The organism is Curtobacterium sp. VKM Ac-1395, assembly GCF_015350975.1.
Lineage (GTDB): Bacteria > Actinomycetota > Actinomycetes > Actinomycetales > Microbacteriaceae > Curtobacterium.
Window position 1 is genome coordinate 775,216 of record NZ_JADKRX010000001.1, and the last position, 13,936, is coordinate 789,151.

General features: G+C 71.6%; 12 protein-coding genes. 11 read left to right on the forward strand and 1 reads right to left on the reverse strand.

What is annotated here, in order from left to right; genetic code table 11:
- Positions 1-62 precede the first annotated feature (62 nt).
- From ITJ68_RS03905 to ITJ68_RS03955, 11 genes are all read left to right on the forward strand, one after another.
- Positions 63-2,231 carry an ATP-dependent Clp protease ATP-binding subunit gene (locus tag ITJ68_RS03905; RefSeq protein WP_194659987.1) on the forward strand — a complete coding sequence of 723 codons (2,169 nt, stop codon included), beginning with the start codon at positions 63-65 and terminating at the stop codon, positions 2,229-2,231.
- Positions 2,232-2,301: 70 nt separating this feature from the next.
- A complete protein-coding gene (locus ITJ68_RS03910; RefSeq protein WP_194659988.1) occupies positions 2,302-2,862 on the forward strand; it encodes a DUF2231 domain-containing protein in 561 nt (186 codons plus the stop codon).
- A gap of 59 nt (positions 2,863-2,921) precedes the next feature.
- The gene (locus tag ITJ68_RS03915) at positions 2,922-3,575 is read left to right on the forward strand and encodes a response regulator transcription factor (RefSeq protein ID WP_194659989.1); all 654 of its coding nucleotides are present in this window, start codon (positions 2,922-2,924) and stop codon (positions 3,573-3,575) included.
- Complete coding sequence (locus tag ITJ68_RS03920; protein ID WP_194659990.1) at positions 3,572-4,684, forward strand: sensor histidine kinase; 1,113 nt, start codon at positions 3,572-3,574, stop codon at positions 4,682-4,684. Before ITJ68_RS03915 ends, ITJ68_RS03920 begins: the two co-directional genes overlap by 4 nt.
- Positions 4,685-4,731: 47 nt before the next feature.
- A complete protein-coding gene (locus tag ITJ68_RS03925; protein WP_194659991.1) occupies positions 4,732-5,265 on the forward strand; it encodes a hypothetical protein in 534 nt (177 codons plus the stop codon).
- Positions 5,262-6,314 (forward strand): peptidoglycan-binding protein, encoded by a 1,053-nt coding sequence (locus ITJ68_RS03930; RefSeq protein ID WP_194659992.1) that lies wholly within the window; start codon positions 5,262-5,264, stop codon positions 6,312-6,314. The genes ITJ68_RS03925 and ITJ68_RS03930 overlap by 4 nt, the downstream gene beginning before the upstream one ends.
- Positions 6,311-7,105: an ABC transporter ATP-binding protein gene (locus tag ITJ68_RS03935; RefSeq protein ID WP_194659993.1), complete on the forward strand. Its 795-nt coding sequence runs from the start codon at positions 6,311-6,313 to the stop codon at positions 7,103-7,105. The genes ITJ68_RS03930 and ITJ68_RS03935 overlap by 4 nt, the downstream gene beginning before the upstream one ends.
- Positions 7,102-8,289 carry an ABC transporter permease gene (locus ITJ68_RS03940; RefSeq protein ID WP_194659994.1) on the forward strand — a complete coding sequence of 396 codons (1,188 nt, stop codon included), beginning with the start codon at positions 7,102-7,104 and terminating at the stop codon, positions 8,287-8,289. The genes ITJ68_RS03935 and ITJ68_RS03940 overlap by 4 nt, the downstream gene beginning before the upstream one ends.
- A 285-nt stretch (positions 8,290-8,574) precedes the next feature.
- Positions 8,575-9,900 (forward strand): sugar ABC transporter substrate-binding protein, encoded by a 1,326-nt coding sequence (locus tag ITJ68_RS03945; protein ID WP_194659995.1) that lies wholly within the window; start codon positions 8,575-8,577, stop codon positions 9,898-9,900.
- A 3-nt stretch (positions 9,901-9,903) separates the two neighbouring features.
- Positions 9,904-10,962, forward strand: a complete 1,059-nt coding sequence (locus tag ITJ68_RS03950; RefSeq protein ID WP_194659996.1) for a carbohydrate ABC transporter permease — start codon at positions 9,904-9,906, stop codon at positions 10,960-10,962.
- Positions 10,959-11,819 (forward strand): carbohydrate ABC transporter permease, encoded by an 861-nt coding sequence (locus ITJ68_RS03955; protein ID WP_268096264.1) that lies wholly within the window; start codon positions 10,959-10,961, stop codon positions 11,817-11,819. Before ITJ68_RS03950 ends, ITJ68_RS03955 begins: the two co-directional genes overlap by 4 nt.
- A gap of 14 nt (positions 11,820-11,833) precedes the next feature.
- On the opposite strand, the gene ITJ68_RS03960 is transcribed toward ITJ68_RS03955, so the two are convergent.
- Positions 11,834-13,834: an acyltransferase family protein gene (locus ITJ68_RS03960; protein WP_194659997.1), complete on the reverse strand. Its 2,001-nt coding sequence runs from the start codon at positions 13,832-13,834 to the stop codon at positions 11,834-11,836.
- Between the last annotated feature and the right edge of the window lie 102 nt (positions 13,835-13,936).

Consider the following 13,936-nt stretch of genomic DNA (forward strand, 5'->3'; position numbering starts at 1 on the left):
GACTCAAGTGAGTCCGAGGACTTCGTGACCACACGACCACCGCAACGAAAGGACGACAACGCATGGCGAACCTCCAGGGCGCTCCTGACTCTGCGGAGCAGCAGAAGACCGCCCTCGAGCAGTACGGCGTCGACCTCACGGCGATCGCGAAGAGCGGCAAGCTCGACCCCGTGATCGGCCGCGACGCCGAGATCCGTCGTGTCTCGCAGGTGCTGACGCGCCGCACCAAGAACAACCCGGTGCTCATCGGCGAGCCCGGCGTCGGCAAGACCGCCGTCGTCGAGGGGCTCGCGCAGCGCATCGTCGCCGGGGACGTCGCCGACTCCCTCAAGGACAAGCGACTCGTCTCCCTCGACATCTCCTCGCTCATCGCCGGCGCGAAGTACCGCGGCGAGTTCGAGGAACGCCTCAAGGCCGTGCTCAAGGAGATCAACGACTCCGACGGGCAGGTCATCACGTTCATCGACGAGCTGCACACGCTCATGGGCGCGGGCGGCGGCGAGGGCTCGGTCGCGGCGTCGAACATGCTCAAGCCGATGCTGGCGCGCGGCGAGCTGCGGATGATCGGCGCGACGACGCTCGACGAGTACCGGCAGTACATCGAGAAGGACGCCGCCCTCGAGCGTCGCTTCCAGCAGGTCTACGTGGGGGAGCCGAGCGTCGAGGACTCCGTGGCGATCCTCCGCGGGCTCAAGGAGCGCTACGAGGCCCACCACAAGGTGACGATCAACGACTCCGCCCTCGTGGCCGCGGCGAGCCTGTCGAACCGGTACATCTCCGGCCGGCAGCTGCCCGACAAGGCGATCGACCTCATCGACGAGGCTGCGTCGCGCCTGCGCATGGAGATCGACTCCAGCCCGGTCGAGATCGACGAGCTCAAGCGGAGCGTCGACCGGCTGCGCGTGGAGGAGTTCGCGCTGAAGCAGGAGCGGGACGACGCCTCGAAGGCCCGTCTTTCGACCCTGCGCACCGAGCTGCAGTCGCGCGAGGAACGCCTCCGCGAGCTCGAGACCCGCTGGCAGGCCGAGCGGGCGTCCCTGAACCGCATCGGTGAGCTGAAGCAGCGCATCGACGAGCTGAACATGGCCGAGGCCAAGGCGAACCGCGAGAACGACTTCGAGACCGTGTCGCGCATCCGGTACGCGGAGCTCCCGCGCATCGAGGCCGAGCTGGCCGCCGCAGAGCAGGCCGAGTCCGCCGACCGGATGGTGAACGACAGCGTCACCGACGAGGACATCGCCGCCGTGATCGCGCAGTGGACGGGCATCCCGCTCGGGCGTCTGCTGCAGGGCGAGACCGAGAAGCTCCTGCACCTGGAGAGCGAGCTCGGGCGCCGGATCATCGGGCAGCGCACCGCCGTCAGCACCGTGTCCGAGGCCGTCCGGCGCACGCGCGCGGGCATCTCCGACCCGGACCGTCCGACGGGGTCGTTCCTGTTCCTCGGGCCGACGGGCGTCGGCAAGACCGAGCTCGCGAAGGCGCTCGCCGAGTTCCTGTTCGACGACGAGAAGGCCCTCGTCCGCATCGACATGAGCGAGTACGGCGAGAAGCACTCGGTCGCGCGGCTCATCGGCGCCCCGCCCGGGTACGTCGGGTACGAGGCCGGTGGGCAGCTCACCGAGGCCGTCCGGCGTCGCCCGTACTCCGTGATCCTGCTCGACGAGGTCGAGAAGGCGCACCCCGAGGTCTTCGACGTGCTGCTCCAGGTGCTCGACGACGGGCGACTCACCGACGGGCAGGGTCGCACGGTCGACTTCCGGAACACGATCATGGTGCTGACGTCGAACCTCGGTTCGCAGTTCCTGACCGACATGGCCCTGACGCCCGAGCAGCGCGAGACCGCGGTGCGGGAGCTGGTCCAGCAGGCCTTCCGGCCCGAGTTCATCAACCGACTCGACGACATGGTCGTGTTCCAGGCGCTCACGGAAGAGGACCTCGGGCAGATCGTGTCGCTGTACGTCGACCGGCTGGCACGCCGACTCTCCGACCGTCGCCTGGAGCTCGCGGTCACGCCGCAGGCCCGCGGCTGGCTCGCCGAGCGCGGGTACGACCCGGTCTACGGGGCGCGGCCGCTCCGTCGGCTCATGCAGCGCCAGATCGACGACCAGCTGGCGCGGGCGATCCTGGCCGGGGACGTCCGGGACGGCGACACCGTCCGCGTGGACGTCGCCGCCGGTGGCGACGCACTACTGGTGGAGCCGTTCGAGCTCGCGGAGATCGTCGAGGAGTAGCGCTCCGGACGGGAGGCCCGGTGCCGGTCCCTGGGACCGGCACCGGGCCTCCTGGCCTACCGTCGGCCCCATGCCTGAGATCCGTGCGTTCCGTCGCCTCACCGACGCCATCGAGGGCGCGAGCATCCTCGACACCGCCGTCGACTTCGACCGCAAGCTCGTGCAGTTGACCGCCAAGCCGCGCGCGCTCCGCCAGCTGCTGCACGGGGTGCCGTTCGGGCACCCGATCCACCCGCTCATGGTGCAGGTGCCGCTGGGTGCCTGGATCTCCGCCGCGGTGCTCGACCTGCTCGGCGGCACGGGCAACGCGAAGGCCGCGAAGACCCTGATCGGTGTCGGGATCACCTCCGCGGGCAGTGCGAGCATCGCCGGGTACGTCGACTGGTCCGAGCTCGACCGGGAGCAGCTCCGCACCGGCTGGGTGCACCAGGCCGTCAACTGGGTCGGCATCTCGCTGTACGGGCTGTCCTGGCTGCAGCGGAAGGCGGGCAACCACTGGGCCGGCAAGGTCACCGGGTTTGCCGCGCTCACGGTCGTCAGCGTCGGCGGGTACCTCGGCGGACACCTGGCCTACCGGCAGCGCGCGGGTGTCAGCCAGCACGGCGAGGTCCCGTTCGACGCGTCGCGCTGACGTTGCTCGGTGACGGCTGATGTCAGCCGGTTCAGAGGTATGTCACGTGCAATGTGCGCATGCGCATCCTCGTGGCCGACGACGAAACCGCCCTCGCTGACCTCATCGCGACGGGGCTGACCCGGCAGGGCATGGCCGTCGACGTCGCCTACCGGGGTGACGTCGCCGACGAGCTGTTGGCGGTGAACGACTACGACGTCGTGGTGCTGGACCGGGACCTGCCCGGCGTGCACGGCGACGAGGTGGCCCGACGTGTCGCCGGCAGGGGGAGCGTCACCCGGGTCCTCATGCTGACGGCGGCGACGACCCTGTCCGACCGCGTCCACGGACTCGAACTCGGCGCGGACGACTACCTGACGAAGCCGTTCGAGTACCCCGAGCTCGTCGCCCGGGTCCGAGCACTCGGACGGCGGAGCGTCGCCCCGGTCGCGCCCGTCCTGGAGCGCGGCGGTCTGGCCCTCGACACGAACCGCCGGATGGTCACCCGGCACGGACGGCCGCTCGACCTGACCGCGAAGGAGTTCGGCGTCCTCGAGACCCTGCTGCGAGCCGACGGACGGGTCGTCTCGGCCGAGGAGCTGCTCGAGAAGGTCTGGGACATGAACATCGACCCGTTCACCTCGGCCGTGCGGGTGACGATGTCGAAGCTCCGCCGGAAGCTGGGGGACCCCGACCCGGTGCGGACGGTGCCGGGTCAGGGCTACGCGCTGTGACGCGCACGTGGAGCATCCGGGCCAGGACCGCCCTGGTGTTCGCGCTGGCGTCGATGGCGCTCGCCGTGGCCGTCGTCGTGTTCACGAACCTGATGTCGCAGGCGGCCCTCGGGAGCGCGGGGACGGTCGCGACGCTGCGGGACCCCACGGCAGCAGCGCAGGAACGTGGTGCGGAGCTGGCGTTCGTCCGGGTCGTCGCCGTGCAGCAGTGGCAGTGGGCGGCGGTCGGCGTCGCCGGGGCCGGCGTGGTGGCCGGCGGGATCGGCTGGCTCCTGAGTCGGCGGATGCTCCGGCCGATCGACCGCATCACCGACACCGCGACCAGGATCTCCGCCGCGAACCTGCACGAGCGGATCGCCCTCGACGGCCCCGACGACGAGCTCCGGCGGCTCTCGCGGACCGTCGACGACCTGCTCGACCGACTCGAGACCGCGTTCGAGAGCCAGCGCCGGTTCGTGGCGCAGGCGTCGCACGAGCTCCGGACACCCCTGACCGTGCAGCGCGCGGCGATCCAGATCGGGCTCGCCGACGGGGTCGACGCCGAGGAGCTGGCCACCGTCCGGGCAGGTCTCCTCGAGCAGAACCGTCGCACCGAGCACCTCGTCGAGTCGCTCCTGGTGCTCGCCGAGGCCGACCGGGGACTCGCCGGCGACCTGGCGCCCGTCGACCTCGGCTCGCTCGCCGCGGACGTCGTCGCCGGGGTCGCCGGGCCCGCCGACGAGGCGGGGGTGACCGTCACGCTCCGGAGCCACACCGAGCCTCCAGGCGGTGCCGGTCCGCTCGTCGGGGAGCCGACCCTGGTGCGGCAGCTCCTGGTGAACCTGGTCGGCAACGCCGTCGAGTACAACGTGCCCGGCGGGTTCGTCCACGTCACCACCACGCAGGCCGGGATCGCCGTCGAGAACTCGGGTCCGCTCGTGCCCGGGGACGTGGCACCGCTGCTCGTGGAGCCCTTCCGGCGGTGCGCGGACGCGGTGCCCGGACGACGCCACAGTGGTCTCGGGCTGTCGATCGTCGCGTCCGTCGCACAGGCGCACGGGTGGCACCTGCGGGTCGAGGCCCGCCAGGGCGGCGGCCTGCGTGTGCGCGTCGGTGTTTCGTCGATGTGACCTGACGGGGACGCGGGCCGCAACACCCGTTCCGCTGTGCTGGATGCATGGACACCACCGACACCACCAGGACCACCCGCCGGACCCGCGCGCTCCTCGCCGCTGCGACGGCCGTGCTGCTGCTGCCAGGACTCCTCGCCGCCTGCTCGGGCGGATCGCCCGACGGCGACGACACGGCCACCGGTTCGTCGACGGGCGGATCCGCCGCGGCGGGCTCGTCGCTGGCCGCGTGCATGCGCGACCAGGGCTACGACATGCCGGACCCCGACGGTTCGGGCTCCACCATGCAGCTGAGCACGCCGGACGGTGTCGACCCGGACCAGTACCGCGACGACCTGCAGCGCTGTCTCGGCGACGGGACCGGGGCGGGCGACGCGCAGGCAGCGAAGCCGATGGGACCGAGCCCGGAGCAGGCGCGGAAGGCCGCCGCGTGCATCCGGGAGCACGGCTTCACCGACTACCCCGACGACGAGGCGGCGAAGGCGCAGTACCACCCGGACGACGAGGCGGCGTTCGAGGAGGTCGCACAGACCTGCACCGAGGAGGCCTTCGGCGGGAGCCCGGCCGGGGTCGCACCGTGATCGCCTCGGGACGGACGCGGCTGCTCGTGACCGTGGGACTCGTCGCCGTCCTCGCCGCCGGTGCCGGCACGTGGGCGCTCCTGGAGGCGCGGATGGGGGCATCGGCAGCGGCGTCTGCCGGTGGGGGTGACCGGTACACGGGGCCGACCGGGACCGTGACGCGGGGCGACCTCACCGACTCGGAGGTGTTCGCCGGGTCGCTCGGACACGGGACCCCCACCGGCGTGCCCGGCGCCGCGTCGGGCACGATCACGTGGCTGCCGGAGCCCGGGCAGGTGGTCTCGCGTGACGAGCTCCTGTACGCCGTCGACGAGCGCGCCGTCCGGTCGATGTACGGCACGGTGCCGCTGTGGCGTGACCTGGAGCGCGGGACCTCGGGCACCGACGTCCGGCAGCTCAACGAGAACCTGGCGGCGCTCGGGTACGACGTGGCGCAGGACGACGTGTTCGGCCCTCGGACTGAGCGCGCGGTCGAGCAGTGGCAGCGCGCCCGCGGGCACGACGTCACCGGGGTGCTCACGGCGGACGACGTCGCGTTCGTCGACGGGCCGGTCCGGGTGGCGTCGGTCGACGGGCAGCTCGGACAGCCCGCGAGCGGCGACGTGCTCCACGTGACGAGCACGGAGCGCATCGTCACGGCGACGGTGTCCCAGCGCGACGCCGAACGGCTGGCGGTCGGCACGGCGGTCGACGTCCGCGTGAACGGGGCCGGGGACGCGATGTCCGGCGAGGTCACGGACGTCCGACCGGCCACCGGCGACGACGCCACCACGAAGGTCGACGTGTCGGTGTCCTTCGACGCCGGTGACCGACAGCTCCCCGCGGCGGCCTCCGCCCGGATCGAGGCGCAGGGCACCACGGCCCAGGACGTGCTGTCGGTGCCGGTCGCGGCACTGGTGGCGGCCGACGACGGGCGGTACGCCGTCGACGTGGTGCGTCGCGACGGCAGGACGGAGCGCGTCCGCGTCGTCCCCGGGCTCACGGCGTCGGGGCGCGTCGCGGTCACCGGGGACGTCGCCGCGGGCGACCGGGTGGTGGTGCCAGCATGAGCGGGAGGACCGCTCCCGCGGCGCGGCCGCACCCGGGCAGGCTCGCCGCGGGTGCGGACGCCGCTGGTCCGGTGCTGTCGCTGCGGGACGTGACGAAGGCGTACGGCGACGTGGGAGCGCTCCGCGGGGTCACGCTCGACGTCGGCGCGGGGGAGCTCGTCGCCGTGGTCGGGCCGTCCGGGTCGGGCAAGTCGACGATGCTGAACGTCGTCGGCACGCTCGACCGGCCGACCACGGGCACGGTGACGATCGCCGGGAACGACGTCGCGACGATGACCGACGACGCGCTGTCGCTCCTGCGGGCGCAGCACATCGGCTTCGTGTTCCAGCACTTCCACCTGCAGCAGGGAGCGACCGCAGCGGAGAACGTCGCCGACGGGCTGCTCTACAGCGGCACGACCCGGTCCGAGCGACGTCGGCGTGCACGCGAGGCGCTCGACCGCGTCGGGCTCGGACACCGCGTGCACCACCGCCCGCCGGAGCTCTCCGGCGGCGAGAAGCAGCGCGTGGCCATCGCGCGGGCGGTCGTGGGGGCGCCGACGATCCTGCTCGCGGACGAGCCCACCGGGGCGCTCGACACCGCGTCGGGAGCGGCGGTCCTGGCACTGCTGCGCGACCTCAACGCGAGCGGGACGACCGTGCTCGTGATCACGCACGACCTGGAGCTCGCGGCGTCGCTGCCCCGACAGGTCCGGATGCGCGACGGTCTCGTGCAGGAGGACTCCGCGACCACGCCCACAACCACCACCACGGCCGCCGCGCTCGCCGCGTCGATCGGGGACCCGCGGTGAGCGGGCGTCGGACCCTCGGACCCGGTGACCTGCTCCGGCTCGGGGTGTTCGGGCTCCGCACCCGCCCGGGCCGCGTGGTGCTGTCGGCACTCGGCATCGCCATCGGCATCGCGGCGATGATCGCCGTCGTCGGGATCTCGACCTCGAGCAAGGCGGAACTCGACCGGGCGCTCGACGCCCTCGGCACGAACGTCCTCACCGTCACGACGGCGCAGAGCATCACCGAGACGCCCCCGCTGCCGCCGACGGCGCTCGGGTCGGTGCTGCGCCAGGACGACGTCGAGGCCGCCGCCGCCGTCGGCACGGTCGAGGGAGCCCACGGCTACCGGACCCCGTACGTGCCGGAACCCGAGACGAAGGGCATCGGCGTCATGGCCGCGGAGGGCGACGTCCCCGCGGTGCTCGGCGGCTCGGTGCGGTCGGGGCGCTGGCTCGTGGGCGGGGCCGACGCGCCCGACCAGGTCGTGCTCGGGGCCGCGGCCGCAGCAGCGCTCGGGATCGACCACGTCCGCGCCGACTCCCGCGTCTGGCTCGGTGGTCGCTGGGTGCAGGTCGTCGGGACGCTCGCCCCGATGGCGCTCGCCGAGGACCTGGACGCCCAGGTGTTCGTCCCGCCGAGCACGGCTGCGTCGCTCGGCTTCGACGGGCACCCGACCGCCGTGTACTCCCGCGTCGACCCCGCGCAGGTCGTCGTGGCGCGAGACGTGCTGGCACGTGCGATCAGCCCCGGCTCGCCGCAGGACGTTGGCGTGAGTCGACCGTCGGACGCCCTCGCCGCGAAGAACGCCACGGACGACTCCTTCACCGGGCTGCTCGTCGGCATCGGCGGCGTGGCACTGCTCGTCGGGGGCATCGGTGTCGCGAACACCATGGTCATCACCGTGCTCGAACGGCGGGCCGAGGTCGGTGTCCGACGCGCACTCGGTGCTCGACGACGCGACGTCCGCGACCAGTTCCTCGTCGAGTCGCTCCTGCTGTCGTTCCTCGGCGGCGTCGCGGGCGTGGTCATCGGTATGACGGTGACGGTCGTCTTCGCGATCGGACAGGGGTGGCCGGTGGCGATCCCGCCGTGGGCGGTCCTCGGTGGGCTCGGCGCGACGGTCGTCATCGGCGGGGTGTCCGGGTGGTACCCGGCGGCGCGCGCATCGCGCATCCCGCCGACGAGTGCGCTGGCGGCTGTGTAGGGGTGTCCACTCCACCGCCTGGAGGCCCGGTGCCGGTCTGCGAGACCGGCACCGGGCCTCCAGGCCGTCCTGGTCCGGACCCCGATGTGCACTGCGGATGATCGGTGGTCATGACCAGTTCGTCAAGCATCGGTCGCGATTCGTTCGCCATCCGTGATCCCCCGGAAACACGCGGATCACGGGTGTCCACAGGGACCGATCCAACGGTTGACACGGGGCGTCCCAGGGTCTTCTATTGCGGAATACGCAACGACCTTTCATAAAGGCCGGACCTAGGGAGTCAACGTGACACGCACGCGATTCACTGCACTCGGTGCGCTCGGCCTGGCGGCCGCGCTCGCCCTCACCGGGTGCTCCGCAGGGAGCAACGGCGCTTCCGACAGCGGCACGAAGTCCATCGGCACACCCGATGGGAAGGGCAAGACCATCACCGTCTGGATGATGAACGGCGACCTCAGCGAGAAGGTGCTCGACGCCGCCCAGACGCAGTTCACCAAGGCCACCGGAGCGAAGGTGAAGCTGCAGACCCAGCAGTGGGACGGCATCACCACGAAGCTGACCACCGCACTGGCCCAGTCGGACGCCCCCGACGTCGTCGACCTCGGCAACACCCAGGTGCCGGTGTACGCGGCGACGGGTGGGCTCAAGGACCTGACGCCGTACAAGTCGGAGCTCAAGGGCGGTCAGGAGTGGCTCTCCGGACTCGAGGGCCCCGCCACCGTCGACGGCAAGCTCTACGGCGCACCGCTCTTCGCCGGCAACCGTGCGGTCATCTACAACAAGAAGGTCTGGGCGGACGCGGGCGTCACCGCGGCACCGACGACGTACGAGGAGCTCACCGCCGACCTCGACAAGGTCAAGGGCGCGAACACGCGCAGTGACTTCTCCGCGTTCTACATGCCCGGTCAGTACTGGTACGGCGGGCTGCAGTGGGTGTGGGACGCCGGCGGGCAGATCGCGACGGAGAAGGGCGGGAAGTGGACCGGCACGCTCGACTCCGCCAAGGCCGTCAAGGGTCTGGACGCCTGGAAGCAGTTCCAGAACGCGTACTCGGCGACGTCGACGCAGGACATCAACACGGACAAGCCGGCGCAGTCGGACATCTTCGCGCAGGGCAACACCTCGGCGTTCCTCGGGTCGGCGTGGGAGATCGGCTCGATCACCACCGCCAAGCCGGAGCTGAAGGACCAGATCGGCACGTTCCCGATGCCGTCCGTGTCCGGATCGGGGACGCAGCCGGTGTTCCTCGGCGGCTCGGACCTGGGCATCCCGGCGAAGTCGGCGAACCAGGACCTGGCGCTCTACTACCTGAAGATCCTGACCTCGAAGAAGTTCCAGCAGGACCAGGTCTTCGGGGTGGACGGCTGGGAGCCGAACTCCACGCAGCTGCTCTCGGCGGTCGCCGGTGACGTCGACACGCTGCACAAGCCGTACTTCGAGGCCGCCTCGACGAGCCGTCCGACCCCGGCGACCCCGGGCTGGTCGACGATCGAGGGCGACGCGAGCTTCCAGTCGATGTTCGCCGACGTGGCGACCGGCCGGAAGACGGCGGAGGAGTCGGCGAAGGACTTCTCGAAGCACCTCACCTCGGCGCTCAACGCGAGTCTGTAGTCGATGACCTCGACCGCTGACACGGCGACCGGTCCGGCAGCTGCCGGGCCGGTCGCCGGCGCTGACGCCGTTGGGGCCGCCGGTCCCGACTCCGGACGCTCCGGGCGTTCAGGCCGCACGGGGCGTCCGGGTCGACTCGGACGCCCGGGGCCCGGCCGGCGGCGTCCGGTCACGGCGTCGCGGGCACCGCTGGTGCTCCTGGCCCCGGCCGCCGTGATCCTGCTCGCACTCGTCGTCTACCCGCTGGTCCGGCTCGTCGTCATCTCCTTCCAGGAGTACGGCCTGCGCGCGATCTTCACCGGGCAGGCGGGGTTCGCCGGGGTCACGAACTACACGAACGTGCTCACCGACGCGAGCTTCTGGCCGGTCATCCTGCGGACGATCGTCGTCACCGCGGCGATGGTGATCGGCACGCTGCTGATCGGGATGGCGGTGTCGCAGCTGCTCACGCGGCTCGGTGTCGTGATGCGCACGGTCGTGAGCGTGGTGCTCGTGCTGGCCTGGGCGATGCCGAACGTGGCCTCGAGCCTGGTCTGGCAGTGGCTGTTCCAGCCGTTCTACGGCGTGCTCAACTGGGTCGTCACGCAGATGCGGGTGTTCGGCGACCACACGCAGGACAACTGGGCGTCACACCCGGCGCAGGCGTACACGATCGTGCTGACGCTCGTGATCTGGCAGGCCGTGCCGTTCGTCGCGCTGACGCTGTACGCCGCCCAGTCGCAGATCGCGCCGGAGTACTACGAGGCCGGCTCGCTCGACGGCGCCACCACGTGGGCGATGTACCGGGCGATCACGCTGCCCGCGCTCGCACCGACCCTGCTGCTCGTGACGATCCTGTCGGTGATCTGGGACTTCAACGTGTTCAACCAGATCTGGTTGCTCACCCGCGGCGGTCCCGAGGACGCCACCCTGACGCTCGGCATCTGGACGTTCGTGAAGTCGTTCGTCTCCAACGCCTACGGGCAGGGCGCGGCGATCGCGGTCATCTCGACCGTCATCCTCGGCGTGCTCTCCAGCTACTACATCCGCCGGCTCGTCCGCAGCGGGGAGGAGGACCTGTGACCAGCACCGAGGCACGTCCCGTCGTCCGGAGCCGCCGCAAGCGCCCGCGGGTGCTCGCCAACACCCTGGCGGTGCTGTTCTGCCTGGTGTGGGTGTTCCCGATCTACTGGATGGTGAACACCGCGTTCAAGCCGGCGGACGAGGTCACCACGATGACCCCGATCTGGTTCCCGCTGCGCCCGACGATCGAGAACTTCACCCGCGCGCTGACGCAGGAGGACTTCCTCGGGTACCTGCGGAACTCCGCGATCGTCGTGGTGGCGGCCGTGCTGTTGTCGATCGTCGTCGGGTTCCTGGCGTCGGCGGCGCTCTCGCGGTTCCGGTTCCGCGGGCGTCGGGCGATCCTGGTCGGGATCCTGTTCGTGCAGATGATCCCGTCCGGCGCCCTGCTCATCCCGCTGTTCCTGTCGTTCCAGTCGCTCGGGCTGCTCAACAGCTACCTCGGGCTGATCCTGGCGTACGTCGCGAGCGTGCTGCCGTTCTCGATCTGGGTGATGCGCGGGTTCTTCGTCGCGGTGCCGGTCGAGATCGAGGAGGCGGCGAAGACCGACGGCGCCGGGACGTTCCGGATCATGTGGAGCGTGCTGCTGCCACTCGTCATGCCGGGGGTCATCGCCACGAGCGTCTTCGCGTTCATCGCGGCGTGGAACGACTACCTGACGGCGTACGTGATGCTCAAGGACCAGGCGATGTACACGCTGCCGGTCTGGCTGGCGGGCTTCTCGACGAACAAGGGCACGGACTTCGGCGGGCTGATGGCCGCGAGCGTGCTGTTCTCGCTCCCCGTGGTCGTCTTCTTCCTCATCGTGCAGCGCCGCCTGGTCACGGGCATGACGGCCGGTGCGGTGAAGGGGTAGCACGTCGGGTGCTCTCAGCGGTCGTCGATGCGGTCGAGCACCGGGCCGAGGGCAGCGTCCATCCTCGGCGTCAGGGCACGGGCCATCGTGTCGGTCAGGTGGTTCGTGTCGCGGTAGACCAGGACGTCCCACAGCACCGGTGCGCAGCGGTCCTGGCAGGTCCACGGCACCGGGTCGACGACGGGGACGCCAGCCGCGGCCGCGGCGGCCGCCTGCGCTGCCGAGCGGGCCGTGTCGGTCAGGTCCCGCACCGGTTCGGCACAGGCGGCGACGTCCTCGATCGATGCGGAGAGGCACCGGCCGGGGGTCCGCTCCCACGCAGGCGTGTCACCGATGACCACGACCTCGGCCCCCGTCGCCGTGATCCGCGCGATCGTCCGTGCGACGGCATCGCGCCAGGTGGCGGCGTCGGCGTCGGACCGGTACCCGTTCGCGGCGTCAGCGAGGACCACGAGGTCGGGTCGCATCCGCTCGAGCCGCCTGAACGCATCGCGTCGCCAGACGTCGCACTCGCGGTAGCTCCGTCCGAGTTCCTGCGCACGCACGGACAGGTCCGCGCTCGGGCACGACGACTTGGTCATGGTGACGAGGGCAGCGTCGTGCCGTCCGGCGACGGTCGCGAGCGGTGACGTCCACTGCGCGGCGTGCGAGTCGCCGAAGAGGACCACGCTCCGCTGGCCCGCCCCGTACCGGCAGGCATTCGTCGACAGGGTCGCGAAGTCGCCGTGGCAACCGTCTCGGTAGACGGGCGGCAGGTCGGCAGCTGCGTCGGCGATGCCCGGCGTGAGGTTCGCCGGCACCGTCCGCGGCGCCCATGGACCACGGAGGACCGCCGCCGGGGTCGCTGACGGCGCTGCCACGGTGCTGCGGAGCGGCGGGAGCGCGGTCGCGGGGACGACGAGGACCGCGGTGGCCACGACCCCGGCCACCACCACGAGCGACCGGGTGCCGTCTCGGCGCGCCCAGTTCGACGTCCGTGTCTCGACGAGCGCGTGCCCGCCCCAGGTGAGCACCACGGTGACGGCGAGTGCGGCGATGGTCTCGGCCGGGCCGAGCGGTCGGTCGAGGGCGAGGGCGGGGACGACGAGCACCGGCCAGTGCCAGAGGTACATCGAGTACGACCGGTCGCCGACCCACCGCATCGGTCCCCACGCCAGGGCACGGCGGACCGGGTCGTCGTCGTCGCCGGGCAGGACGACGAGCAGGGCGCCCGCGACGGGGACGACCGTCAGGGGCCCGGGGAACGGCGTGCTCGCGTCGAACAGGACGGATGCCGTCACGACCAGGCCCAGGCCGACCGGGGCGGCGGCTCGTCGGACGAGCCGAGGGCACCGGAGGGCTCGACGGCGTCCGCGGACGGCCGCGATGGCCGCGAGCGCGCCGACCCCGAACTCCCAGGCGCGGGTGTGCACGCCGAAGAACGTCCACGGTCCGCTGACGGTGCTCCCGATGAGGGTGGCTCCGATGCTGAGCGCGCAGAGCACGGTCGTCAGCGCGAACGCGTGACGTCGGAGTGCGGGCACGGCGACGACACCGGCGAGGAGCAGCGCCCACACGACGTAGAACTGTTCCTCGACACCGAGCGACCAGAACTGCTGGAAGGGCCCTGCCGCGTGGTCGGCGAGGTAGTCGGTGCCGGCGCGTGCCAGTCGGAGGTTCTCGGCCCCGACCACCGCCGCGAGCGCATCGACGCGGGCCGCGACCCGGTCGAGCGGGGGCAGCAGGACGTGGACGGCGAGGACGGTCGCCGCGACGGTGACCGTCGCCGCGGGAGCGAGCCGGGCGAGGCGGCGTCGGAAGAACACGACGAGCCGGATGCGGCCGTGGACCGCGTGGTCGCGCAGCAGGTTGCCGGTGATCAGGTACCCCGAGATGACGAAGAACACGTCGACGCCGACGAACCCGCCCTGGACTCCTGACGCGCCCGCGTGGAAGAGCACGACGCCGAGGACGGCGACCGCGCGGAGCCCCTGGATGTCTGGCCGTTGCCGGCGTGCCCCCGTGTTGCGGATCATCCTCCGATACTGGAGTACCAGGTGTCAGTCCGCGACTTGTCCACATGTCGGGAACCAAGTGTTGTGTTTGTGTGGGTTCCTGTCGTAATGTGCTCAAAACCA

Bases quoted from the DNA above. Each gene is read 5' to 3' on its own strand.
- ITJ68_RS03905 (WP_194659987.1), top strand. From the start codon at position 63: ATGGCGAACCTCCAGGGCGCTCCTGACTCTGCGGAGCAGCAGAAGACC.
- ITJ68_RS03960 (WP_194659997.1), bottom strand. From the start codon at position 13,834: ATGATCCGCAACACGGGGGCACGCCGGCAACGGCCAGACATCCAGGGG.
- ITJ68_RS03915 (WP_194659989.1), top strand. From the start codon at position 2,922: ATGCGCATCCTCGTGGCCGACGACGAAACCGCCCTCGCTGACCTCATC.
- ITJ68_RS03935 (WP_194659993.1), top strand. From the start codon at position 6,311: ATGAGCGGGAGGACCGCTCCCGCGGCGCGGCCGCACCCGGGCAGGCTC.
- ITJ68_RS03950 (WP_194659996.1), top strand. From the start codon at position 9,904: ATGACCTCGACCGCTGACACGGCGACCGGTCCGGCAGCTGCCGGGCCG.
- ITJ68_RS03910 (WP_194659988.1), top strand. From the start codon at position 2,302: ATGCCTGAGATCCGTGCGTTCCGTCGCCTCACCGACGCCATCGAGGGC.
- ITJ68_RS03925 (WP_194659991.1), top strand. From the start codon at position 4,732: ATGGACACCACCGACACCACCAGGACCACCCGCCGGACCCGCGCGCTC.